This is a genomic window from Edaphobacter modestus (assembly GCF_004217555.1).
Taxonomy (GTDB): Bacteria; Acidobacteriota; Terriglobia; order Terriglobales; family Acidobacteriaceae; genus Edaphobacter; species Edaphobacter modestus.
The window spans coordinates 124,886-150,600 of record NZ_SHKW01000008.1 but is presented as its reverse complement, the minus strand read 5'-3'; the positions used below and the strand labels follow the sequence as shown (position 1 = coordinate 150,600).

Here is a 25,715-nt window from a genome sequence, read left to right as displayed (position 1 = left end):
CTTGGATAGAGTTTTAGTTGGCAAGTTGGAATACGACGTTTACCACGCCTTCCCAGTCGATAGGATGGCCTGATGAGTTAAGGGCAGGTTGAAAGCGGCTAGTCTGAACTGCACGTACTGCAGAATCGCCTAGACCATGACCGAGGTCGTTGATAACGCTTAGAACCTGAACAGCACCGGAAGCGGCGACGCGTAGCCGAACGGAGATTGTTCCTTCGATATGAAGCTTGATGGCCTCCGAAGTGTATTCGGGTCGAGGTTTGAAGAGCACTTTTGGCGCAGCATTGGCTTGCTGTGGGGTTGGGCCGGATGATTTGGGCATGGGTGGAGGAACATACTGGCCAAGATTGACTGGGCCGGCGACGTGCGCGAGTGCGTTTGTCGATCCAGTACCGATTCCAACTCCGAGCTTGACGCCATTGACGGCTTTCGAGGCTTTGTCGTGGCCGTTCAGATTCTGGCTGGAGGTCGAGCCTGAGCCTAGATGTACTGCTGTTGCTTTCGGGCCCAACCCAGTATTGGAACTCATCCCTGCAAGTCCGCGCTGTCCGAGATTGATTGCGTTTGTCGCTGGATTATCTGACGAAATGACCGGATTATTCTGCTGGCCGAGCGAGACGGGAGTAGGATGCGGAGCGTTGTTTATCACGGAAGCGGGTTGGGGCTGGGAAAGATTGACGACCTTGGGCGCTGGTGGAGGCTGAACAAATTGTGCGAGCGCTGGAAGAATGGGTGGCTGTTGCACCATCTTGAATGGTTGAGGTTGGGGAATGTCTGGTAGTTTGACCTCCGGTATTTTGATATGAGGTGGATCCACTTTGGCCGAGGGCGTTGCTATCGGCTTGGGAGGAATGATCTTTGGCCTAATGAGCTCTATGGGCTTCGGGAGTGGCGCCATGCTGAGCACTTCAAGCTTATGCCGGGTATCTATTGTTTTCTTGGCGGCTGCGCTGACCAGGCATATGGCGATGGCGACCGTTACGTTGGCGGTTACAGAGGTGAAGATGGAGCCTCTACACTGGCTGCCATTGTCGAGGACGCCGAAGTGTAAAAACTGCCTATTCTGAGGTTGCGAACCGCGGCGGAGTGGCCCTGTCATTAATGCTTCTTTCGGTGAGGCCTCTTGTATGAGGCGTTGATATGGTGAAGTCCCAATTCGTGCTAACGAATTGGGACACTGGGACGAACGGAATTTTTCGGGTGCGGCTTACACTTGGCGGCTTCAGGGATAGTGCTCATCAGGTCATCTAACGTAAGGTTGTAGAGGTCGGGATCGGCGATGGCGCGGCCTACAGCCCGGCGCTGAGCTAATGAAAACCAATTCTTCAAGTCACGGTGGGACATGCCTTCGGATATCTGACCAAGCATGAGTAGGTCATCAGACGATGCATTCGTCTTCGACTTTGCCTTGTCCAGCATCAATTTCATCAGCCTCATGCGGTCTTCCAGAATAGGCAACGGAACATCGATGCGTTCAGTGAACCTGCTGAGGATTGCGAGATCTATTTTTTCCGGATGGTTGGTCGCCGCTAAAACGAAGACTTGACGGCGCTGTGCGACAATGCCGTTCATCTCTTGCAGAAGCTGGCTTACCATCTCCTGTGTTAGCGCATCGGTAGACCCAGCTCCATCGCGGCGCGGAGTCACAATGTCGATCTCATCGATGAATAGGATCGAAGGCGAGACAGCACGAGCCTTTTCAAATAGATCGCGGACGTTTGCGGCAGCGTGCCCAAGGAATTGACCTTTCAGGTCAGCGAGAGTCGCCTTCACAAATCCCAAACCGCCCTCATTGGCAATTGTGCGGGCGCATTGCGTCTTGCCCGTTCCGGCCGGACCCTCTAAGAGAATCGCGCTAGGAAGTGTGACGCCACGCTTCGCCCAGCCTTCCGCATCTCTGAGGAGGGCGCAGGTTGTTTGAAGCCTGGACTTCGTGTCATCACTGACCACGAGGGTGTCCCAGGTCGCATCTTCATCTACGGTTGGGTTGGCTGCTGAGCGAATATGTCGAATGATGGCAGGGAACTCTGCCGGTGTTCTTCCGGCAAATCGGTGTGCCAAGGTGGAAAGGTCGCGACCCGACATTCCCTGAGTCAACCGTGCGGCGTTGTCAGGTAGCTGACCCTGGTGGCCGGCAATTCGCAGTTCCTGCGTAAGAATCGCTGCCCGACACTCGTGATCCGGGTTAGGCACCTCCAGTTCCATTCCGAAGCGCGACAGTATGGCGTCGTCAATGATGTCGCGGCGATTGGTGGCTCCGACCACCCAGACACCCTCCTCCTTGCCACTCCATTCGGCTAGAAACGCATTCGTGACCTCCTCAGAGATGGCGTCGGTTTTGGCGGATCCGCGCGTTCCGAATATCGCGTCGCACTCGTCAATGAAGAGAATGCATGGCGTCGAGGCACGTACCGTCGCCCACAGCGACTGCACTGCAACGGCACTCTCACCGAGATTCGATTTCTTCAGAGTATTTACGCCCGCTTTATGAAACGTGACCGAACCAGCCTCCGCAATTTTCTGGGCGAGAAAAGTCTTGCCGTTGCCTGGGGGTCCCTTGACGAGAAGAGGGGTCGCAGAGTGGGATGGGCCAGCGAGACGCACGATCTGGTCAAGAATCTCAGATACAAGTGAAATGGGCAGATGTACGCTCTTGAACGCGACCTTAGTAGACGTCAACGCGCGTATTTGCTTCTGGAGGCTGTCGATTTGCATCTTTAAGCGATCTCTGCGTAGGACCCCAAGAGCGACTTTATCGAATTCGGTGAGCAGGGAAGAGAGTTCCGTCGCTTGTTCGATTAGGGCTTTTCTGACATGCCCTGTAATCTCAACTGGCTTCCCGGATTTTGGAATCCTCGCTCCCATTTGTCGTATCGTTTCGACCCTATCCCCTTCGCAGATCGCAATCGGTGACTCATTTTCGAAATCGAGCGAAAGGTAGGACTGGACTGCTCGTGTCCGTTTGAGTCCTATCTTGAGACGGGGATAGTCGATTGAAGAATTGGGACCTCGTGATTCGGCAGGAAACCGGACGAATGCTCCATCGTCGACAGCGGCGATTAGACGAAACGCACCATTCCGTCGTAAGTATTCCTTAGTTTGGTTACCCATCTTGAGAGAGTCTGTGCCGGCAGCCCAGTCCCGGGTAACTTTCCATTTGATCGAGGCGCAGAATTTTCCATAGGCTGCGCCCAGTCTCGCAGTCGCTTCCTTTGTGAATTCCGTGAACTCCGCGGGTTGTATGCACAAGGAGAGATCCCGATGACAAGCAGAAAGCTCAGTCTGGATCTTCGAAATTCGCGCTTCAATATGAGTTTCAAAGTTCATTAATTACCTCACCGACCACACCTTAACGCTGATCAGCTTCAAAAGCCACAAAGTCTGGTCTCAGGGGCGGACAAAATAGAGCGAATCGTTCTGTTTCGGCCCTTTTGCATTTCTGTTGGTGTAGAACCCGTTCGGCACCTCCATAGGAGGCTAGGAGGGAGGGGGAGCAAAAGTAATGCGTCTCGGGTAAACATCGATAAGGTATAGTAACGCACAGGGCAAGTTCACCAAAATCCAGAAATCGGACCCTTTCTGTTGTTGCCGATGAATTAGCAGAGTTGATAGGAGAACATCTGTTGTTAGGAAAATCGTTCGTTGCAGCCTCTATCCTGGCGCTTCTCGCCCCGCTCGCCTCGGCTCAGTCGGCATTACCAGCGGCTGAACGCCGTCTGAATGTCCAAGTCGGTGCCTTGTTCTCGCTTGCGAACCCCGGAATTCCCCGAGGCTCATCAATCTACTACGGATCGCTATACAAGGGCGCTGGGGCATATATCGATATCGACCCTCATGTACGGTACGGCTTCGAGTTTGCGGAGCACGAGGTATTCGGTCAATACATACATGAAAGGACTCTCGAAGTTGGCCCACGGTTTCACAAGCAGCTTGGCCGATATGTGCCGTACGGGAAGCTACTGTATGGTCGTGGAATATTCTCCTTCCCGTACGGTATCGGTAGCCTTAGGTTCAATGAACTAGCCTTTGGCGGCGGAACAGACTACCTGCTGAGTCCGACGATCCACGTGAGAATCGATTATGAGTATCAGCGGTGGCTCGGCTTTCAAAGCCACGTTCAGGGATTTCCTGGCGCTTTGAGCCCTCACATCATATCCGTTGGGGTCGCCTACCACATCAAGTAGTCATCGTCACAAAGGCACATCCGAATCGACCAGATTGATATAGGACCGAAAATGAGTATTTTTGAATCTCCTGAAACGACGCATAACGCATTGAAGAATGTCGGATACTTGACCACTCCTGAGAATTCGACAGTCGTTTATCTTGCGGCAAACCTCAATCGTCCGCTTCTGCTTGAAGGTCCGGCAGGTGCGGGCAAGACTCAACTGGCTCTCAGCATATCGATGGCGGAGAGGCTGCGGTTCATTCGGTTGCAGTGTTATTCAGGCATCACGGACAAGCAGGCTATCGGAGACTATAACCGCGCTCTGCAGGAGATGTTCGTCTTGCTCCAGGCCAAGAATCAGACCCACACATGGGATGAAATTCGCCAAACCATTTCGGGAAGGGATTTTTTTTCTGCAGGCCCTCTGCTGGAAGCCCTCGAATCCCCGGAACGGGTAGTCCTTCTCGTTGACGAGCTGGACAAAGTAGACTACGCCTTCGAGGCTTTACTCCTCGAATTGCTCTCGGTATGGGAAATGTCGATTCCCGGAATGGGAACCATCCGTGCGACCCAACCACCTTTCACGGTCATAACCTCCAACAACGAGCGCACTCTGGGTTTCGCACTCCGTCGCCGATCGTTCTATATGGAGATCGGACACCCTTCAGCGGTGTTGGAAGCAGAGATCGTGGCGCGGAAGACGCCATCGCTTCCGCCAGAGTTGCACGCGTTTATTGCGGGTTTGGGAGAGGCTCTTCGCGCTTACACCCTCGAGAAGCCGCCCTCTATCTCTGAAATGACCGATATAGCGATGGCGCTCTATCAGTTGGGTAAGACAACAATACTTCCCGAAGACACCGAGATGCTTCTTCCACTCTTCGGGAAAACAATGAAGGACCGCAACAAACTTATGGTAAAGGACAACTTGAAATCCATTGTCGCAAAGGCTCGCCTCAACGCTGAAGAACTGATAGGGATTAGCAAAGATGATGCCGGAGAAGCAGCGGCATGACCAAGAAACAACTGAGTATTCTTGGCCTGGGTATCGTCCTTTCGCGTGTGATGTTTGCGCAGGATTCGGACCGCGTTGTGCCCAATGCAGTCAACATTCCCATCGTGTCCGAGAGCAGACCGACGAGCAGACCTGAACATCCCGCAGAGATCGTCTATTACGCCGATGCTTATGCAGACCACTATGGTGTCCCTCGCCAGTTGGTGTATGCGTTCATTACGCAGGAATCCGGCTGGAAACCGAGAGCGGTGTCGGCTAAGGGCGCCGCGGGTCTCATGCAGTTGATGCCAGCTACTGCAGCTCACTATGGCGTCACAGACCCGTTCAATATCTCAGAGAACATCGGAGCCGGAGTTCACTACCTCGCGGATCTCATCGCCACATTCAAGGACTGGCGATTGGCAGTGGCGAGTTATTACTGCGGGTCAACATATCCGCAGAAGCGAGGGTTGCGCTACGCCAATCCCGACGTCGTGGCTTACGTACGGGCGATCCAGGCGCACTATTCCAAAGAGTTGATGTTGAGCAGCAGCCACCAAAACACCCAAGGGGTAAACCCATGATTCGTTCCAGTATTATTGCTCTCGGTACTGCGCTGGCAGTCTCGAGCGGTCTCTCTCAGACTGCAACTACAACTCCGCAACCGTTGGTCGAGAACCTGGCAGAGAACACGCCTCGCGTCTTGCCTGAGCTACACTTATCCCCGGCTACTGCGCCCGCCGCTCTGGTCACTGCCTTTCCAGGTAGTGGTCTGAATGCCTTGATCAAAACGCCAGTTACGCCTCATCTCGCGTTCAATCCGGTAAGTAAGGTTGAAGTTCGCGACGTTCATCTTAGACCGTTGTTTACAACCGCGATCCATGTGCCGCAACATGTCAGTTCCTTGGCCGTTGGTGCGCCCACGCTATTTGAGGTCGAACATAAGGATAGCGAGCCGGATCTGGTCTTTGTGAAACCGTCTACGCACCAAGCAGCTGAAAGCAACCTTCTGATCGCCTTGGTTGGCGGCGAGACAATTAGTCTTCGTCTCATCTCATCGGGTGATGGAGGCTCTCCTGACCCCGTCGACTTTGTCGTCGATTACCGCCGACCTAAGAGCCTCTTTGAATCAGCAGGTATCGCTGATGTTGGAGCACCTACCGAAGCTTCAACTCAGCATTTGACTGTGAAGAATGCTATGGGTGCGCGCCCTGCGATCCAGCCTATGGACGCGGACACTGCAGTCGGTATGCAGGGAGCGGTTGGTGCCCCTCATTGGATGACTGCGCCAGAACTCGCCAAGCTCATCAAGGCGAATGCCCTGGCGCCGAATAACATCGCCATCGCGGTCGGGGATGTACGTCAGGAGGGGGAGACCATGACGGTCAGCTTTTCTGTGCTCAATATCAGCGACCACTGGATTACCGTTATGCCGCCACAAATAGAGCTGACCAACCCATTGATCAGCAAAAAGGAAGCGAAGAAGAAGGGCAACTTTGCTCAGCCGATCGTGAGCAGCGATTACCGGCTTGATAACCCGAAGCTCAGTCCTGGTGCAAGATCCGACGGATCGATCACTTTCCCAAAACCCGATTCGAAGCTAACGAAAGAGAGCCTTCTTCTGCATATCGCAACGTCGGCCTCGATCGATACACCGGTTTACTACCCTCTGCCGTTCGTCGCACCGTCGTCCGCAGAACTGATTGAACAAAAGGATAATGACAATGCCCGTAATTGAAGAACAGAAGGTAATGCCTACCGAAGAGGTGGTTCCTCCGATTGGCCAAGACGGTATAGGTCAGGACGGCAAGCCACAATCGTATTTTGTCTCCAAGAGAAAAATGGACCTTGGGGAAAACAAGAACAACGTGCTGTTGATGGGAGGTGCGTTAGCGGCTGCTGCGCTCATCGGTGTGCTAATGCTCTCCCACACTGACAAGCCGGGACCAAAGCCACCTCAACAACCTAGTCGGGCTATTGCGAAACCAACCGCAAAGGGTTCGGCCAGCTTCACGCCAGGCGATAAGGCAAGTACGTCTACGGATCCTACGTCCGAGCCTACGACATCAGCAGCAGATATCGAAAATACGAAGGGTCGTTCTGGCGAGACCCAGGGCAACCCACTTCCGTCTGAAACGGGTAGTACTGGTCAGAGAAACCTTGCCGCGGGTGCATCTGGATACGGTAGCCAATCAAGAGGCAAACCGGGACCGCTCAACTATCCGGGCGGTAACCGACAACAGCTCGGATCTGTGCCGCCCTTTCAGCCTCCAACGTATCAGTCTGCCACGTCCAATCAGCCAGCCCCATATGTGGGAACGGGTCTTTCCGCAACTGATCAGGCGAGGGCATACGCGGAAGAAGTGACAAAGCCGTCGATGATTTTCGCCGCCCAAGTCACGTCGTCCCCAGCGACGAACGTCAATGCTGCAGGAATTGAGCCGATCACGAACTTCGGCCTCGTGCCTGGCTTTCATGTGTCGGCTCATCTTGAAGCAAGTGTCAGTACGGTAGGAGGAGTTCCAGCAGTTGCGGTTATCGAATATGACTGTATGCAGAATGGAACCGTAATCATTCCTGCCGGCAGTCGCGTGATCGGGAAGATTATGGGTGCTAGCTCGACGGGCCTTGTGAACATGGCTTTCTCGGAGATTTACTTACCTAGTGGGACGCGGGCACCGATTAATGCAGTAGGCCTCGACCAATATCTCCACCAGATAAAGGGTAATGTTACCGGCAAGAACACAGGGAAGCAATTTATGTTGGCGTCGCTTACCAGTGTTGGCTCCTTGGGAGCTGGTTTCTTTGGAAATAACAACAGCGGTGCCATCACTCAGTCAACTCTCGCGCGCGAACAGATCGCGAGCAATATAGGAAATGCAGGGGATCAGGCAATACAACGGCTGCAAGTTTCACAGAGTCTTGTTGTGACCGTCCCATCGGGCACACTTCTTTACGTCACTTTCGTCGCCCCTATCCGGGGTACGCTTCAGCAAGCCGCAGCGACAGCGACTAGCCCACGATAAGAGATTGCAGGCCGTGGGGGGCCCGTGACAGGGTGGCTTGCCCGATGTTTTGTACCAATGAGGAGTTAGTGTAGCGCGTTTATCTCTGAGTTCAGATAGCCGCCGTCTGGGGTGTGGAGAAGTGGGAAGCGCGTAGCGGTTTCCACTTCTCCATGCCCCTTGCTTGTTGCGATCATCCGGGCCGCCGGAGCTGGTGGTGTATATCCCAGCGAAGAGTGTGGTCTGACGGTGTTGTAGTGGACGCGCCAGCGTTCTGCCAGCACGCGAAGCTCTTTGATGGAGTAGAAGATCTCTCCGTTGAGGAACTCATCCCGCAGCTTCGAGTTGAAGCTCTCACAGTAGCCGTTCTCCCAGGGAGAGCCGGGTTCGATATACAGTGTCTTTGCTCCTGTGTTCGCCAGCCATTTGCGCAGGTCTTTGGCCACGAACTCGGGCCCATTGTCAGAACGTATGTGCTCGGGAACTCCTTTCCAGACCATGACGTCAGCCAGAGCGCTGATGACCTTGGCCGAACTCCAGCGCCGTTCGGCCCGTATCAGCAGGCACTCCCGGCTGTGCTCGTCGATCAGGTTGAGGATGCGCACACTGCGGCCATCGTGCGTTCGCGCACTCACGAAGTCGTAGCTCCAGACATGGTTCGAGTGTGTCGGCCTGAGCCGCACACACGAGCCATCGTTGAGCCATAACCGCCCTCTCGCCTTCTGCTTCTTTGGTACCTTCAGCCCTTCACGACGCCAGATGCGTTCGACTCGGTCCTTGCCGACCTGCCAGCCGGCTCGCTGGAGTAGCGCCGTGATCCGGCGATACCCATAGCGGCCATACTGGCTGGTAAGGGTAACAATGGCCCGAGTCAGAGCATCCTCGTCTTCACGCTGTGTCGGCCGGTAGCGCTGCGTGCCCCTGGGTTGCCCCAACAGAAGGCACGCATGCCGCTCACTGACTCCATGCTCGCAGGCACGGTTGACCGCATTGCGCCGTCGTTCAGGGCTTAGAAGTTTCCCGAGGCGATGTCCTTCAACACAAGCTTGTCCAGGCTCAACTCAGCGACCAACCGTTTCAGCTTCGCGTTCTCCTGCTCAAGCTCCTTCAACCGCTTCGCCTGATCCACCTGCAGACCGCCATACTCCTTGCGCCAACGGAAGTACGTCTGCTCCACGATTTCCGCTTCCTTGCACGCCTGCGCTGTCGTCTTCCCGTTCGCCACTGCCACTTCAATCTGACGGAGCAGGTTCACCACCTGCTCTGGCTGATACCTCTTACCTCGTGCCATATGCTCTCCTCGTTCCAGTGTGTCTCTTAGTCACTGGTACAAAGCAAGCCGGGCACTCCAACCGCATCGTGTACTGAACCGCTGTGCATCAATCCAGCTATTTACAAGAGGCTCCGTCCTAATATTGAGAGAGGTATTCAGAAGGAGTGGGCAGCCTGTGACTCTATAGAATCGGTGAAGTAATTCATACAAAGATGGATTCTGCTCCCGACTTAAAGTCTGAACTCTCGCAGTCCCATCAATGTGCGTAACTGCGGGTATCAAGTTTGGAGATTTAACCGGAGCAACAAATTGCATGTAAGGGCTAGACTGAACTGGCATATCGAAATACTCTGCTGCAAATTCCGACATAATCACTGGCGCGAAAGGACGGAAGAGCTCCCTCTGTTTGATGGTGTTCACTCGATTTTTCGCATCAGATCCTCGTGGATCGGTCAACAAAGATCGATTGCCGAGTGCACGCGGTCCGAACTCAGCACGACTTTTCGCGATCCCGATGATTTCTCGATTTAGTAAAGCCGTTAGTGCCTGATCAATATCTAAATCACCTTCAATCTCGTGACCTAGATATGGGGTCCTCCAATTCAACCGACGTTTGTTGAATGCCGCCACAGCGCCGATGCTAGAACCTCCGTCGCCAGGATTAGGCATGATCCACATCCGTTCGAAGCATCGGCTCTGGGCGATCCGCGTATTGGCTACGCAGTTTAGTGCCAATCCCCCCATCAAGACTAGATTCTTGGAGGTGGACCGACTCGAGAAATATCGAACCAAGGAGAGCAGTACAAATTCCGTGACGGCTTGGATAGATGCCGAGATATCAAAAAGATTCTCAAATTCTGGATGCCATCCTTGAATCCCCCGATGAACATTTTCTGACAAAACTAGGTTAGGCGGGTCGAATTCCATGACGAATTCTCGCCATATCAGATCTGAATATATCGGTGTGCCGTACGCCGCCATTCCCATAACGATGTATTCTTCCTCGTTTGGCTTGAGACCGATGCGTTGCGTGAAGGCAGAGTAAAGCAGACCCAAACTATGTGGGTAATGTTGACTCCAGATTTTCTTTATGGAATCTCCACTGGCATCCCAAGCCGAAATCGTCTCCCACTCGCCAATCGCATCAACGACCAGTACCAGAGCATCATCGAACGGGCTCGTAAAATATCCCGCGGCAGCGTGGCTTTCATGGTGAGTGACATACCGCAAGCCAATATCAAGGCCAACCTGCCGTAGGGTACATTTCCCATCAGTTCGCATGGCCTTGCTATATTCGCCCGACCAAATCCTTCGCATACGCTTGGCCAACGGTTTCTCGTACCAAACTACAAGATCGGGAGGAGCGATCGATAGAGCCTCAGCTATCAAACCCGCGTTGAGGTGTGCGTCATTCTTTTTCCTCGAGTAGCGTTCTGAATTCGCAGCAAAAAGAATTTCCTCACCGTCGATGATGGCCAGACTGGCATCATGCTCATTTGCAGAGATTCCATAAATAGTCATAGTGATCAGTAAATAAAAGGGTCGTCACGTTTCCTCTTCCGCAACCGCCATGCAAGTCTGGTATTAACAATCCAAGTATGACAAAAGCGGCGGAGCCATGAGAGCAGCGGGCCAATCATATTGGTTGAACCTTTCTCATTAAATTCAGTTGCAGAGCCGGCTTTGGATGAATCAATGCTTATGCGTGCGATCTGATCGACTTAAGTTCGATTGTTTTCCACCTGAGCTATCCGCTCGTAAATAAGATCAGCAAATACTCTATGTGAATCAGGACCGCCGTGCAGGTTGTCACGGGCCAAATCGATTGCTCGCCAGCAGCCTGCAAAACCATCGAGGGGAAGGAATTTACTCAGTGTGACATGAGAAAACTGTTCTAAATGTCCCCATACAAAGGGAATTCCTAGTCTACGCAGACGATCATTCACGAAATGAAAATTGCGAACGTAGTTGTAGAACCCATGGGAATCAGTAGCTAGATGAAGGTAGGCGTTGTGATCGTCAATGCTTTGAAATGGTAGACGTCGAGGAAGGAAGAAGACCTGCCTGTTGGCTTCAGGAAACCACGACAGTCTACATACGAATGACCAGAGGATACAAACGAGACGAGGCTTCAGTAGCTCCACAGTCTGATGCACCAACATGGAAGTGAAGTCGGAGCCAGTGCCTCCCCATCCGAGATTCACTTGACGGATAGGCACGTCCCATCGCTCCTCGAGTTTCCTAGCCACGCGGCTCGTCCAAAGAACCTCAACAGGCAATCCGACTCCGAAGGTGTGAGAATCTCCGAGGAAAACGACGTTATTCGCTTCCGAACTTGTGAGGATCTCATCACATCGATAACCGAGCTCATTAAATGAATAACCGACATCTTCTTCGGTGAATGTACCAGAACCCCGCAATCTGAAGTTTTCTTCTGAATCCGTGTGCATCCATCGGAGAAATCGAAGTCTGGGATTCAGCGGCGAGGGTGGTATATGGTTGTGCAGCCAAAACTCAGCGTCCGGTCGGTGAAGTTTTCTTTCGTCCCCACGAAAAAGACTCGTCATTTCCCCTCTAGCTTATTGCGTCTACAACTAGCTTCATCAAGAACAGTGCGTATAGTACTCCTCCCGGCAGTAGGCTGATAAGTGAACTGCTGGCATACAGCTGATCTTCCGCCGAAGCCTTACGGGAATGTGAACCGTTTGCATTAGAACTTACTAATCTTAGGCGCTCTTGGAATCGCTTGGATCGGTATACCGAATGTGTCCGGTTTCACAAAGTGACATATGAAAATTTACTTGACAGAATGAACCAGGGTGTAGGACACTCACCTCGCTCTTAGACCTATAGGATTTGTTCACTGTCACCTTTGCGAAAATTCTCCCGGCCTCCTGATTTTTGCAAAATCAGAACCCGTGTCGCTCGGATAGTCCCGGGAGAAAGTTATGCTTACACGAACGTCGCGCATTCTTGTAATAGTTTGCTCGTTTCCGTCGCGTGTGTTTGATTCCATCCTCCAACTCCCTATCTCGAATACGACGTCTCCAATCGGCTCCTTTAGGGGTGATATGCATTGCTCGAGATCGTCGACGTCCAAGGTTGCCGTGGTTTGTTGTTTGCAAAGGTTAGGCACTGGTAACAAAAGTCACGTTCGCACCGATGCAGAAGTGATTAACCCAGCTGTGACCTATCGTCGGTGGCTATTTGATCGCTCGATATCCTCGATGAACGGTGTGGAGGGAAACTACGACGATGCGCACCGATGCTAGGGGATTTACGCTTTGGTTGACTGGGATGTCAGGTTCAGGTAAGACGACCATCTCCGAGATACTTCAGAATCGCTTTAGTTTGATTGGTCGGAAAGTTACTTTGCTCGACGGAGATGCGGTTAGGAAGCACTTATGCGCGGATCTCGGATTTGCTCGCCGCGATCGGGAGGAAAACATCCGACGCCTCGGGCAGATCTGTTACAACATGGCCGGCCACGGAGTCGATAGCATGGTAGCTGCCATCACACCATATAGATCCTTGAGAAAAGAAATGAGAGAGAAGCTGCCTCGATATGTGGAGATATACATCGAGTGCGAGATGGATGTACTTGTAGCTCGCGATGTGAAGGGTCTCTATCGCAAAGCGCTCATTGGGGAGATTGATAATTTCACGGGAGTCTCAGACATATATGAGACGCCAGATACACCTGAAATAACTGTGAATACGTCGTCTGAGACCGTCGAGGCATCTGTTCGTTTCATCTGGTCGAGATTGGTTGAAATGGGCTTAGTCGGGAGATCAAGTAAAAAGGGTGCTCGTCATTTAGGTAGAAGCGATGTGATCTCGCCGTCGGGATCGGAACGCGCCCGGGAAAGCGATCAGCTACAGTCATTGCAGTTGAAGGACGAAATGCTTGTTGCAGACACTGGATCTTCTCAGCCCATCGTTTATTAGATGCGGGGCTCATCGGAAGAGTGGAGGACCACATTGTTAGATCGATTCATAGTGTACAAGGGCCTATCGCTCAGATTGCCAAAGTGCTGTAAGCGACAATGCTAGATCCCTTAGGAACGGAGGCGTTAATTGAAGAAGATTCTAAGTCTGGCTATATTCTTAACCGCAGTAGCTTGTTTCGCTCAAGAGTGTGCGCATAACCATCGGGCAGCACGACATACGATTACCTGTTGCGAGGGAGCATACGTAAACACAACGCAATGTGTAGGGTTTGCCAATTACAACAACGGTTGTAAGGATCTCAGCCGCAATGTGACTTGTTACAAGTTAGATGGCACATACGGGGGGTGCTCTGTATGGACAGGTGACGCTTGTGTCCCCGACGGTTGTGCCCTCAACAAGTGCCCGTTACCTCAACGTCTGGCACCAGCGTCAGCACTCGCCGCAATTAAAGTCGATCTCGTAGCGACCACGATATGTCTTCGATTAGCAATTCTGGCGACTTATCGTCGGTCAGATATACGGACTCCCGAACGGACTGTTCCAAGCAACCATTCGAAGATTGGTTGAAAGTTCAACTGTTAGTGAAGCGGCAGGAAAACGCGCGTCTGTCGAAACCGCGGAGGAGAGAATGAAAGCGGCCATATTGTTCTGCTTTCTTGGTTACTTGGTGTGCATAGGTTCTGAGGTTAGCGCACAGCGAGTTTCTTCACAAGTTCCACCAACTGCGCCGTTGTCCGTACGGGGTACTTACCCAATCGCGGCCCCTTCATTCTCATTTTCGGGGGCTCAATGTGATTCGCAAGGCAACGTTTATTTCGACGTGACGGGCTCAACGTACTCGAAGCAAATCATCCTGCGCGTTTCGAGTGATGGATCGGACGTTACTCCTATTGAACTACCGGGCACTCTGGGTGCGAACGGCGAATGGCACTACTACGTTGCTTCAAACGGCGACTTGTTTGTTCTATTTTCAGAAGAGCACAAGCATGTATTGCTGCATTACACCCCATCGGGAGGCAACATGGCGCAAACCAGCCTCCAACTGCCTGGATTTTTCCATGTCGATTCTTTCGCAGTAATGTCGAATGGCAGATCGATGTTCACTGGCTCTATTGAGCAGGCCGATAATTCTGGCCTACCTTTCATTTTCTTTCTAGACTCAAGCGGTAAGCCCATTAAGAGTAACCAGCAGGGTAACAAGTTTAGATATCTCGATCGCCGTGGTGATCAGATAATGGTTGGTCCACAAGACGTCTTCATCGAGGCTTCAAATTCGAGATTACAGTTTTACGATGGAAACGGTATTCTGCAAAGGACTGAGCGAATCGTGAAGCCCTCGGCAGACTCGGTGGAGTCAGGCGCTCAGCTATCAGACAAGCGGATCGCTGTGCGCTTCGAGCGTCCCATGATCCAAAACGAAACAACCTTTCCTGTCGAATCGATTTGGCTTCTTCTCGATTCGTCATCTTATGGTGATCCTAAATTCTTTAGGATGCCTTCTTCGCTCGCTGCCGCGCCGGGCCTTTGTTATATCGGCCAGGAGAAGTTTCGTTATTACATCGTCCAGAATGGCAAACCAGCGCTAGTAGATGTGTCTCCATAGGGGCGCCTCGATGTATCACCTCGATCGCTAGGTGACGTTGAAATTCTACTGATCTAAATATTGGAGAAACAAACATGTGGACTTTGCGTTGTTTTGGAGCGGGCCTTCTACTCGTGCCACTATTTGTGTCGCCAACACATTCGAAGGCTCAAACTACGGCCGGAAATCTTAACCTGGCCGCGCCGACTAAGACAGCAATATACTCCGACGCAATCACTGGTCCCCGATCGGCCGCCTACTTTGATCATGGTTACCTAATTCAACTGCAGCATGTGACCGTGAAGAGTGGTGTCTCGAATATCTTCGTATATGATTCGCTCGGTAAGTTTGTCTCCAATGAAGCTGTGTTATGGCCAGAGAATACGAGCTCTGTGTGGCTATCATATGCTGCAGTGAGTGATGGTCGGCGGTTAGCCGCTAGTGGTCAGGCGCATCTCACGGGACAGTCTGTCCTCAATTTCATAGCGATCGGGGATCTCGGACAGAGTAAGTTCACGTATCTTGATACCGGAGAGTACGTTGCAATGCAAATATGTTTCGGTCCGGACGGCTCCATATGGGCAGCCGGAGCAGCTCCCGCCAAGCGGCCCAACTCGATGCAAGAGCGGGAGCTTGGCGTCTTAAGACACTACAGTGCGAAAGGCGAATTACTCGGAAACTATTTGAAACAGAGAGCACAGCAAACCGATTTCCATAATGCTTGGAAAAGAGATAGCCAGATCTATTTGCGTGGAGACCATGATGAGATAGTCTTGTTCGACGGAGTTGGAGGACACCTTTATCGCTACAATTTGGGCTCGAATGCTCTCACGACTACGGAAATAAGACCGAGATCGGAATCTCCAGATGATAATGTCACGCTACTTACTGGATTTGGCCTAACGCAAGATGGTCGTGTTTTCGCCAGTCGAATTGGACCTGGACCGAGGCAAAGCGCAGCTCGAGGATTGTATGTACTTCAAATAGACGCTAAGAGTGCAACTGGGACTTGGGAGCCCATTGTTGGGTCGATGCTCGCACGCCGTGACGACATTGTGACGGAACCTACGATTGGTAGCTTCCTGTACCTACTCGGATGCGAAGGTGATGAGGTTGTATATAGAACTCAACAGAAGGTCCCTTTTCCCGTGATGCTTTCATGGTCAAAAATGTGGTGAAGCTAGTCTGCTCTTCCGATAAGCGTTATCTTCAAGAGGCCGAAGCCCGCAGCATAGATGCAGAGCTAGGACGGGTCACCGGGCGCTACATTATCGCGAAGATGAGGCCGATCCGGAGATAGGTGAAGGTCTCCTTCAGCTGCTTCGTGGAAGCGGCGATTACGGTTCTATGTGTTTAGCATCGTGGACGTTCCTATTCAGCGAGTGGACTGGCGACGTTCGTGGGGTGGAATCGAAAGCGGCGAGTGATATGCTCTTGTTATTGGAGAAGTGAACGATGTCTCTGCTCGCTATCCTGTTTTTATCCTATTCGCTAGTGCTGCAACAAGGGTCGCAGCCACTTCCCGAAGCTCCGGCGCTAGGGGCTCACGCTCCGAAAACCAATCCAGACTCCAATGGTGTGTATCACGTTGAGAAGGGAGTCGTATCCGCTCCTGAGCTTACTCTTTCTGTAGAGCCTGAATACCCGAAAGAAGCCCGCAAACACCGACTTGAAGGTTCGACAAGGCTTCGTATTGTGGTCGACGCAGACGGACACGTACGAGATGCTCGTGTGATTCGTTCCGCGGTTGAGAGTCGCACCAAACAGACCGATCGTGAAACCGCGTCTCTTTTCGATACAGCTGCGATTGAAACTGTGAAACAGTATCGCTTTAAGCCTGGCTTGTTGAAAGATCACCCTGTGCGTGTCGAGATAGAGATAGAAGTCGAGTTCCGGATGTAGGCGCAGACAGCAGCTCTACCGCTGTCTGAAGGGCGTCGAGCTGTTCGTGTCGGACAAGTGCCTGGGGCTGGTGGAGAACCTCGGCGACTTCTATCCCGAGGCGAAGTGCAGCGCTGCGTCGTGCATTTCTACCGCAACGTCTGGACGGCGGTGCCGACTGGCAAGGTCAAGGAGGTGGCTTCGATGCTGAAGGCCATCCACTCCCAGGAAGATGCGGAAGCGGCTCAGCAAAAAGCTCGACTGGACATTGAGAAGCTGCGATGAAGCTGGCCAAGGCCGCCGAGATCGTCGAGAACGGCATCGGTGAGACGCTGAGTTACTACAGCCTGCCGCCGGAGCGCTGGCGCTGTCTGCGCACGAACAACCCATTGGAACGGCTGATGCGCGAGATACGGCGAAGAACGCGCGTGGTCGGTGCCTTCCCCGACGGCAACTCAGCGCTGATGCTGGTGGCGGCTCGGCTCCGGCATGTGGCCTCGACCAGGTGGGGAACCAAACGCTACCTCCAGATGGACCGGCTCGCCGAAATCGTCGCCATCGCCTGACCTTTTCGCTCTGGCCCCCATGGGGGCCAGAGCAAAACAACCCCAACCCAACAACCTTCCAAAGGCATCACTCAGATCGAAAGTGCGAAAGATTCTGGACACTACCGCTCAGCCACGCCTTCCGATTGCGGCATAAGTTTCGCCCCCGTGGGGATCGGTTCATCCGTTCCCCCTTCCTTTAGCTGTCGGTCTTAACAGGAAATGAAGTAAATCCTCCACCTTGGACTGAACAGATTCGGTCCTTTTTCATTTCACGGTCTACAGACCACAACCATAGAGCCAAACACTCTTACTGGAGATACCGACAATGGCACAGGGCGTAAACAAAGTCATTCTGATGGGATATGTTGGAAAGAATCGCGAGATTCGTAACACGAACAGCAACACCCTCGCAGCGAACTTTTCGCTGGCCACAAGCAAGCGCCGTAAAGAGCGCGACGGTAAGGTCACAGAGCGCACCGAATGGCACAACATCGTCGGCTTCGCACGAGTTGCGGAGTTAGTGCGTGACTACGTAAAGAAGGGAACGCTTCTCTATCTGGAGGGCGAGCTCGAAACCAGGTCCTGGGACGACAAGCAGACCGGTCAGAAGCAATATCGGACTCAGATCGTTGTATCCCGCCTCAATCTCCTCCCCAGTGGCAACCGGAACGACAGCGCTTCTTCAGCGCCCGATTCTGCAGTAAGCCATGACGATGAGTCCTCGATGCCAAGCTACAGCGACGACTCAGATGCGGATTCAATACCGTTCTGAGGCGTACATCAACTTTTGATCTTCCACCCGAGAAGGGAGCCAATTCATGGCATTCGAATATACGCAGGAGAAGATTGACCAACTGCTCGAGAAGCTCAGAGAACCCTTCGCCCTGAAGGACGTGCAGTGGCGAGTCACAAACAAGTCGAAGGATGGCAAAAAGGGCATGGTCGCTCCATACGCCGATCCCCGTGCGTACGGTGCTCGTCTCAATGAGGTTTTCGGACCAGCGGGTTGGTCGTTTTTACTCACGACTGAGACGACGACAGGTTTGACCCGCATACGATCTGGCCAGACAGTGTCGACAGGGAAGGTCAGTGTGACCGCCACCCTTGAGATCTTCGGCATTAGTAAAAAGGCCTCGATCGGTGAGATGTGGGCGGACGATGACAATGCCTACACCCGCGCGGAGGCACAGGCAAAGAAGCGCGCCGCTTCAATGTTTGGGCTTGGGGAATACTTCTACGAGCTCAAGAGTCTTGGAAGTGCTCTCTGGGTTCCGTTGGATGAATACGACAAACCTACCAAACTCCCGGTACTTCCGTCGTGGGCTTTGCGGGCTGAGGACCGTCAGCCAAAATCCACCAACAGCGCCCAGCGTTCGGCTCAACCGCAGCCGCAACAGCAACCAAACCAGCAAAGTGAAAAGACAACCCCGGCACAGGGCCAGGTGCTGAGGCCCGCGGCGGGCAGGCAGAATACACAAATGAGCGATGAGGAGCGACGCTTCCGTGTCGACTACAGGGAAGCAGAGAACTTCCTTGGTAGTGCACTGGCGGAAAACATCATTGCACTCTTAACGGATAAGTTCACTACCGGAGAATTGCAGGGTAACAAAGAGGAGGTCGCGCTCGAAAAGCTTCGCTACTCGGTAGGCCTTATTGCTAAGGTTCGTCGAGCTTCGGCTGACATGGACCTTGCGCGGTTGGATGCGATCTTGGAGCATTACAACATCAAAGACCTAAGCAGTATTCCCACCTTCCAAACGCTCTACTTCATTGCGATGGACATGGAGGTAGTACCGCGGTTGGAGAAGAAGGCTGCGTAATGTATTAGGAGTGGACGAATAGTGAAGTTCGTCCACCCCACTTCCATTATGTTGTTTCTGTAAGTCATTAACACACTGGAGGTTGTGCTATTTTCAAAAGCATGCAAGCTGCTAATAACACTATCAAGGCACGAGAGCGTAGCAGGGAAGCAGTCCTCATCTCCCCTGATTTCGCGGATATTCTTGAGGATCTAGCAAAGAAGAAGAGAATCGCCCCAGAGGAACTTTTTCATGGGATGGTTGAAAAAACTCTTGCCTGCCCGGCCGACCAGGCTGGCTTTCGTGAATTCCTAAGATCATCCTGGAATAACAGTAAGTCACATGCGTCACACCCGCTTGGCGGTCTTAGGATAGGCGCATTAACCGCTAGCCTACTTTTATACCTCTCCTACAGGATCGGTATGGAAAGCAGAACGAACGAGGCTGCGGAGCATTTGATTTCTTTCTATGCCCGCGTCGAGTCTCGAGCAACGGTTCACTAGGTTGGCGATGATCGATGAAAATCTCGGACCAGTCGATGACCGTGAACGCGAAGACCAGGACCTTGCCGACTTCAACATTGGTTTTCAGGTGAGGCTCGATGAACGGCCTCGTGACACGTTCAAAAGCGCGGCTTGGGTGCGCGCTGGGATTCGGCGCATCGGGACTGACAGCCGTGAGTTTGGAATACTGCTCCAGTGTGAGAATTAGCCATATACTTCCTGGCCGGCCGATGGCAATGTCGCGCATCGTTTGCTGGACATCCTCGTTGGTCTTTTCCTCACCCCATCGGATCTGCATTTCGAGGATTTTGCCGGGATCGTGGAAGACTAGCCGCCGCGGCAGTGAAGTCTTGCAGTCCTCTTCAAGAAAGCTGATCTGCCAACCGTCACGCAGCATATAGTTCATCAGCACGCTACGGTTGGACTTTCTTTTGACCGCCCCTTGCTGGGTGAAGTGCATGCTCATATTCAAATTGTAGGCGAATATAAGGCGAAAAAGCAGAGTACGACCTTCGGCTCCAAAAATCCCCTGTTCACTACTTACGGAACATTCATCCCATGCTCATTCATATACTTACGCATTACTGCCACCCAGGTCTGATACCCAGAGAATCGAAGAGGAGAACTGCGTTGCTCCTTGACTGAAGCTTGCTCCGGCGGATCAGTTCCATTTCACGCTGAACCAACACACATCGGCGCCTAGGGGAATTCAAAACGACAATAGCACCACCGCCACTGGTGAGATCATTCGTAAGCTATTGATTCGAGGTATGATAGCGTAGCTTATGTACAGTCATGAATGCTAGTGACACCAGCCTGGTGAGTATGGAGGGCTGAGGGTGCGGCTAACGCCTCACAAGCTGGAGGTTCGAGCAGAAGCTCAGGATGGCACTCTATCCTATATGAGCGGGGGGCAAACTTTTTTACCCTCTCCGTGGAAGAAGACGGAGAAGGCAGCCGTGCTTAAGCCGTCAAATCAGAAACTGCAGAAAATATCTAGACAGCTGCTCGTCCGGCGGAAGTTCTCTTCCTTGCCGAACCATGACCAGACTTCCTCATTCGCTTCGGCGATATGATCACAATCGACCCGTCCGCATTTTTCTTGAGCAAATGCAATGACACGGCTTTCGCCACAACATCCCTCGGACCGATCTCAGATGGGAGCCGACCAGCATGCATCTCCCAAAATGAGGCGACGTTCGACAATAGGCTCTTATACGAATCAAAACGCTTCGTGCCCAGTGTTTCGAAAATGGAAGTCGTCGTAAGCATGTTCACATCTCCATTATGACCCAAATCTCTCATGAACGCGCACCTCTCTTTTTGGATGCTACCGCCTTTTTAGCTTTCGAAGCGGACGCCCTCTTCGCCTTGGATGCAGGACCCTTCTTGGCTCCCACGAGAGCTTTTTTCATAGCCGAGATCACATCGGCAGCAGTCGTTTTATTCTTTTCGCATGTAAATGCATGCATATGCACGTCATCCACCCACGCGGCATCTAGTGACCGTAGAAGTGAGGACATTTCGGACGCGGGGCGGAGACCGTTCCTTGTCCGAACAATCAGAACACTGGACCCATCGGCAGTCTTCGTAAAAGGCTTGAAACGATGGATCGCGATGAGGATATTTTGCTCCTCTCGGAGCTTCCGGGTTGCGCGTTCAAATGCTTCAAGATCATCGGTTTCGCGCGCAGCCAGAGCGTTGATCTCTTTCCGCTCTTTGTCTGTCAGATCGCCCTTCCGTTTCCAAACGCTCAGTAAACTCGGTTGGCGTTTCAAAATCACAGCGCGTGAAGCAACCAGCAGTTCCTGACCTTCGGATGGCTTCGTCTCCCGCATGATCTCAAGCCACCAAGGATCATCATGGCGCGAGAAGGCTTCTAGAAGAGCGCGGGCCTTCACGCCATCAGACGTTTCGTTAAGGATAGATTCCAGCTCCGTGAGAAACGATTGAGAAGCAGGTGTCCCCAAAGCGTTCACAGATGCCAATCGAAAAGCGGCCCCAATCTGCGCCGACTTGTGGTGCCGTGTCAGTACCTGGTTGCTTCGCGCGCGAGAGAGGCAGAAACTCTCAAGTGCAACAATTCCCTTTTCGTCGATGGCCGTAATAAAACCTAATGACGGATGTTTGACAAGGACGAGATTGTCTATCAGCTGGTCGAGATTGTAGCCCGCAAACTCGAAACCCAAGGCGCGAGCATCGCGCAGGAGGTAGTCCGCCCTGTCAACATCAACTTGTCCATCAACGAGCGAATGAAGCCATCCCAAAGCTCCAACTTGAGGATCAGGGAAACCGTATTCAGGCTCTTCGTCGAGAATATCTTTTGCCAACTGAAATGCAGCTATCACGCCGGCGGGCAAAGACGGATCCGCCAAGCCCTGAAACACCAGGTCGGCCAATCGATGGCCGAGGATCTCGTGAGGAGTTCCTGTGGTCAATTTAGAAAGCTTAGGCTGCTGACCAGCTTCGGGACTTCTTGCGCTGGTCGCTACAAACGCCTTCAGAGCAAACTCGAAATCGTGGCTATATGGCAGATGACCAAGGTCATGGAAGAGTGCTGCGAGACGGACCGCAGCCTCAGCTAAACCGAGCAGTCCGGTGTATGTTTCATTGTCGCGCAACAAGGGATTCCTGAAAGCCCCTTTTCCTGCGAGCAATCCTCCAGTGCTCTTTAAGTGATCCATCTCGAGCAAAACAAGGAGATCTTGAGTTTTGACCGTTATGCCAAAGCCAATCGCTTTTTTAAGCTCTTCGAAAAATTCCTTCGCGACATCGTCATCAGCGTTTTCCAGAGCAGAGATCACGAACCGCGAAGCCAGATGCATGGCACCCAGACTGTGGACGAAGCGTGACGTCCGGGCCTCGGGGAACACCAACTCAGCCAGCCCTGTCTGAGTAATTCTGCGCAGTCGCTGCGTAACTGGATGGTCAACTACGATGCGCTCATGCGCTGCTACGCGAAGATAACCGTGTACCGGATCGCGAATTACGAATGGCTTGCCCAATTAGAAGATCCTAGATAAGAGTGCTGTATCGCAATCATCGCATATAGAGAAGCCAGGGACAGCTCTGATTGCTGTCGATATGTGCACACGAATCAAAGGCATCATCCACGAATCGCATGGCGGTTCTAGACCCAAGCAACATCAGACGGGACTACATCGATCTGCTGGCGGGCGTGACCTTGAGTGAGGGAAATCCCGCACCGAGACCGAAGAAGGAACCGGTCGGAAGATATCTATCGCTGGTGCCACCGCCCGACACACGACGGCGAAACTAAGCGGGTAGGCCTCCTAAGGAGGCTCATCATGGAACCGGATCCAGGACTTGGCACAAAGAAAGCCACGTGTCCCATTTGCCCTTCAGAGGTGGAGATACCTGCACGCGCGATTGACGCTGAGGGAAATTATTCGATCCAGTGTACGAAATGCAAGATTCCGATCAGCGGTAAAGTTCACCCTGATGTGGGCCTACTTTAGGCCTCAGCGGCTGACCGATACGCAGAGGAGTGTGTCATCGGGAGCCTTTAAGCTGCTCCGAACCTTCCCGCTGCTTTGCATGATCCACGACCTTTTCGCTATTCACGGCGAGCCATTTGAGACACACGACATAAGAAGTGATGACCGTCTGAGTTGCAAAGGCAGCTCAAGACATGTGGAAGGACCGTCGATAACCTATTCGGCGGTCCTTTTCTCTTCTGGAAGGAGAGGGGCGCTATCGAAGAGGAAGCATGGACGAGCATAGTGAGAACCCATTGAACCTCGGCTCTAAGGACTGTGGCCAATCGAATGCAATGGGAGCGGAGCGTCGGCGTCATGAACGCTTTGCCGTTGAAGGCGATGCCGAGGTCTTGGTCGCGAAGGGCTCGCAGGTGTTTCGCGGCCGGGTTCAGGACATCAGCCTGTCCGGCTGTTTCATCTCGACCAGGGCACGTATTCGTATGTTCGATCGGCGCTCCGGTTGAGATGGTCTTCCGGGCGAACGCCGTTATGCTGCGGCTCTCGGCTAGTCTGCGCATGGTGCGCTTCGGCCATGGAGCAGGATTTGTTTTCCAGGAACTCAGTCCGCACATGCATCAGGAGCTCGAGCGGCTCATTGAGGAACTGAAGGGCGCTTCACGTTCCTCCCGATCTCTTGAATAGCATGAAGCAGGCATCATCCGGTCGTGTGATGGACTACGATCTTCGCAATATGCGCCTGCTTGCACTGCGGTTAATTGATTGGTATGGTTGTTTGGTCGCTAAGCCCCGTAAGTCATTGATTCTATGTCTGATAATGGAACTTACGTATAGTGACAGTGTACGCGCAAAGTAGAAATGTCCGGTTTCTGCAAAGTTGAAATGTCCAAACTACCCTTCCGAAAGTGAGCTTCGGGAGGAAGAGATTGGGCTTAGTAACGATGAGCGGACGCGAGCTGCAACGCATAGAGGTTCTTTCTGAGGTTTTGGCACGGCGGCGCACGGAGATTTCGGCCGCGGCAATTTTGGGACTAAGTACCAGGCAGACACGGCGGCTGCTGACAGCGTATCGCGATGGTGGAGGAGGTGCGCTGATCCACAAGGCTCGTGGTCGCACATCGAACAACCACCTTATCCCTGGGATTCGCGAGTATGTGATCGAACTGGTACGGTCGCGCTATGCCGACTTTGGCCCCACTCTGGCGACAGAGGTTCTGCTCGAGAAGGATGGCGTCAAGGTCTCGCGTGAGACGCTACGCAAGTGGATGGTTGAGGACGGGCTATGGCTGTCGCGCAAGCAACGCAGGAGCTTCCATCAGCCACGCCTGCGACGTGAGAACTACGGCGAGTTGATCCAGATCGACGGTAGCGAACATCGTTGGTTTGAAGGCCGCGGCGAGCCATGCACATTGCTGGTTTTTATTGACGATGCGACAAGCAAGCTGATGCAGCTTCGCTTTGTGCCGAGTGAGAGCACGTCGTCCTATTTCGACTGCTTGCGCGGGTATCTCGACGCCCACGGCTGCCCGGTCGCCTTCTACTCGGACAAGCACACCGTGTTTCGTATCAACCGAGATGCGCAAGGCGGCCCCGGCATGACGCAGTTCGGCCGTGCATTAGCCGAGCTGAACATCGAGATCATTTGTGCGAACTCCAGCCAGGCTAAAGGTCGCGTGGAGCGAGTCAACCGTACCCTTCAGGACCGTTTGGTGAAGGAGCTGCGACTCGACAACATCTGCGATATGAGAGCTGGGAACGTCTTCCTGACAGAGTTTGTAGAGCGCTTCAACGAGAAGTTCTCTGTTCGTGCCGCGAAGCCGGACGACCTGCATCGCCGGCTGACCGTTAGTCCTGACCGGCTGAGCGACATCCTCTGTCACCGCGAACAGCGTCACGTTGGTCAGCAGTTGACACTGGCGTACGATCGCAAGCAGCTCATCCTGGATCGCAGTGCTGTTTCCGAGGAGTTGGGCGGCGAGTATGTCGACCTCTATGACTTCGCCGACGGGCGCCTGGAGGTGCGCTGGAAGGGGCAGGTGCTTCCCTACCGGGTCTTCGACAAGGGATCAGCGTGTGAGCCATACCGCCATCGTTGAGAACAAGCGCCTCGGGCATGCGTTGGCGATCATCAAAGCGCAACAGGATCTCAAGTATGCTCCGAAGGTAAAGACCAACAGTGAGAAGATCGGCTATCGTAAGCGAGGACGGAAGATCTACGGACCACCGGAGCTGCCGGCGGACCCGGAAGCGGTGGAAATGACGGCCTGATGGAAAGCATGGAAGACCGGACGATGAAGCTGTCCGGTCTCCCACCCTTCCCACAGTCCTTGGAAATCCCTGCGGGATTACCACATTCCCACCGCACGACGACGACGGACATTTCTACTTTGCAGAGATATAGACATTTGAACTTTGCAGCAACAGACAGTGTAGGAGCCCATTAGAAATGTCATGGTCCCGCTCATTTGAAATGTCATGGTCAAGGGATGGGCTTGATAAGAATGAGCGCACGCGATTTGAAGCGTATTGAGATGCCGAGTGCGGTACTTTCTGGAC

The 25,715-nt window shown here is 52.9% G+C and carries 18 protein-coding genes and 2 pseudogenes; 13 read left to right on the top strand and 7 right to left on the bottom strand.

Annotation, left to right across the window (positions count from 1 at the left end):
* Positions 1-13: 13 nt before the first annotated feature.
* Entirely contained in the window at positions 14-1,099 is a 1,086-nt protein-coding gene (locus BDD14_RS31165) for an energy transducer TonB (protein WP_130425494.1), read from the bottom strand.
* Positions 1,100-1,161: 62 nt separating this feature from the next.
* Complete coding sequence (locus BDD14_RS31160) at positions 1,162-2,715, bottom strand: AAA family ATPase (protein ID WP_165420465.1); 1,554 nt, start codon at positions 2,713-2,715, stop codon at positions 1,162-1,164.
* A 908-nt stretch (positions 2,716-3,623) separates the two neighbouring features.
* Between BDD14_RS31160 and BDD14_RS31155 the strand changes: the two genes are divergently transcribed.
* The 5 genes from BDD14_RS31155 to BDD14_RS31135 all read left to right on the top strand — a co-directional run bounded on the left by BDD14_RS31155 (position 3,624) and on the right by BDD14_RS31135 (position 8,185).
* Positions 3,624-4,184, top strand: a complete 561-nt coding sequence (locus BDD14_RS31155) for a hypothetical protein (protein ID WP_130425490.1) — start codon at positions 3,624-3,626, stop codon at positions 4,182-4,184.
* A gap of 51 nt (positions 4,185-4,235) precedes the next feature.
* Entirely contained in the window at positions 4,236-5,180 is a 945-nt protein-coding gene (locus BDD14_RS31150; RefSeq protein WP_130425488.1) for an AAA family ATPase, read from the top strand.
* Complete coding sequence (locus BDD14_RS31145; RefSeq protein WP_130425486.1) at positions 5,177-5,743, top strand: lytic transglycosylase domain-containing protein; 567 nt, start codon at positions 5,177-5,179, stop codon at positions 5,741-5,743. Before BDD14_RS31150 ends, BDD14_RS31145 begins: the two co-directional genes overlap by 4 nt.
* 197 nt (positions 5,744-5,940) lie before the next feature.
* Positions 5,941-6,897, top strand: a complete 957-nt coding sequence (locus BDD14_RS31140) for a hypothetical protein (protein ID WP_130425484.1) — start codon at positions 5,941-5,943, stop codon at positions 6,895-6,897.
* A complete protein-coding gene (locus BDD14_RS31135) occupies positions 6,884-8,185 on the top strand; it encodes a TrbI/VirB10 family protein (protein ID WP_165420464.1) in 1,302 nt (433 codons plus the stop codon). The genes BDD14_RS31140 and BDD14_RS31135 overlap by 14 nt, the downstream gene beginning before the upstream one ends.
* A gap of 65 nt (positions 8,186-8,250) precedes the next feature.
* Here the strand turns inward: BDD14_RS31135 and BDD14_RS31130 are convergent.
* The 3 genes from BDD14_RS31130 to BDD14_RS31120 all read right to left on the bottom strand — a co-directional run bounded on the left by BDD14_RS31130 (position 8,251) and on the right by BDD14_RS31120 (position 12,004).
* Positions 8,251-9,455, bottom strand: a protein-coding gene (locus tag BDD14_RS31130) for an IS3 family transposase (protein ID WP_130420958.1) whose coding sequence is annotated in 2 segments (ribosomal slippage) — positions 8,251-9,188 and positions 9,188-9,455 — 1,206 coding nt in all. Because the reading frame shifts where the segments join, the coding sequence is not laid out codon by codon here.
* A 30-nt stretch (positions 9,456-9,485) separates the two neighbouring features.
* Entirely contained in the window at positions 9,486-10,958 is a 1,473-nt protein-coding gene (locus BDD14_RS31125; RefSeq protein ID WP_130425480.1) for a carbamoyltransferase family protein, read from the bottom strand.
* A 200-nt stretch (positions 10,959-11,158) separates the two neighbouring features.
* A complete protein-coding gene (locus tag BDD14_RS31120) occupies positions 11,159-12,004 on the bottom strand; it encodes an SGNH/GDSL hydrolase family protein (RefSeq protein WP_130425478.1) in 846 nt (281 codons plus the stop codon).
* Between the two features lie 688 nt (positions 12,005-12,692).
* On the opposite strand from BDD14_RS31120, the gene cysC reads away from it, so the two are divergent.
* The 6 genes and pseudogenes from cysC to BDD14_RS31085 all read left to right on the top strand — a co-directional run bounded on the left by cysC (position 12,693) and on the right by BDD14_RS31085 (position 19,219).
* On the top strand, positions 12,693-13,385 hold the full coding sequence (cysC, locus tag BDD14_RS31115) for an adenylyl-sulfate kinase (RefSeq protein WP_130425476.1): 693 nt from the start codon (positions 12,693-12,695) through the stop codon (positions 13,383-13,385).
* 631 nt (positions 13,386-14,016) lie between these two features.
* Complete coding sequence (locus BDD14_RS31110) at positions 14,017-14,991, top strand: hypothetical protein (RefSeq protein ID WP_130425474.1); 975 nt, start codon at positions 14,017-14,019, stop codon at positions 14,989-14,991.
* Between the two features lie 1,434 nt (positions 14,992-16,425).
* On the top strand, positions 16,426-16,872 hold the full coding sequence (locus BDD14_RS31105) for an energy transducer TonB (RefSeq protein ID WP_130425472.1): 447 nt from the start codon (positions 16,426-16,428) through the stop codon (positions 16,870-16,872).
* Positions 16,873-16,891: 19 nt separating this feature from the next.
* Positions 16,892-17,417 (top strand): annotated as a pseudogene (locus tag BDD14_RS33585) (transposase); the annotation flags it as partial.
* 307 nt (positions 17,418-17,724) lie between these two features.
* Positions 17,725-18,171 (top strand): single-stranded DNA-binding protein, encoded by a 447-nt coding sequence (locus tag BDD14_RS31090; RefSeq protein ID WP_130425466.1) that lies wholly within the window; start codon positions 17,725-17,727, stop codon positions 18,169-18,171.
* A 46-nt stretch (positions 18,172-18,217) separates the two neighbouring features.
* Positions 18,218-19,219: a Rad52/Rad22 family DNA repair protein gene (locus BDD14_RS31085; protein WP_130425464.1), complete on the top strand. Its 1,002-nt coding sequence runs from the start codon at positions 18,218-18,220 to the stop codon at positions 19,217-19,219.
* 366 nt (positions 19,220-19,585) lie between these two features.
* Here BDD14_RS31085 and BDD14_RS31080 read toward each other — a convergent pair whose 3' ends face one another.
* Positions 19,586-20,161 (bottom strand): hypothetical protein, encoded by a 576-nt coding sequence (locus BDD14_RS31080; RefSeq protein WP_130425462.1) that lies wholly within the window; start codon positions 20,159-20,161, stop codon positions 19,586-19,588.
* A gap of 841 nt (positions 20,162-21,002) precedes the next feature.
* Positions 21,003-22,706 (bottom strand): HD domain-containing protein, encoded by a 1,704-nt coding sequence (locus BDD14_RS31075; RefSeq protein WP_130425460.1) that lies wholly within the window; start codon positions 22,704-22,706, stop codon positions 21,003-21,005.
* Positions 22,707-23,431: 725 nt separating this feature from the next.
* On the opposite strand from BDD14_RS31075, the gene BDD14_RS31070 reads away from it, so the two are divergent.
* Together BDD14_RS31070 and BDD14_RS31065 are read left to right on the top strand one after the other, a co-directional pair.
* Positions 23,432-23,665, top strand: coding sequence for a PilZ domain-containing protein (locus tag BDD14_RS31070; protein WP_130425458.1), 234 nt, complete (start codon positions 23,432-23,434; stop codon positions 23,663-23,665).
* A gap of 420 nt (positions 23,666-24,085) precedes the next feature.
* Positions 24,086-25,427, top strand: a pseudogene (locus tag BDD14_RS31065) (ISNCY family transposase).
* Positions 25,428-25,715 lie beyond the last annotated feature (288 nt).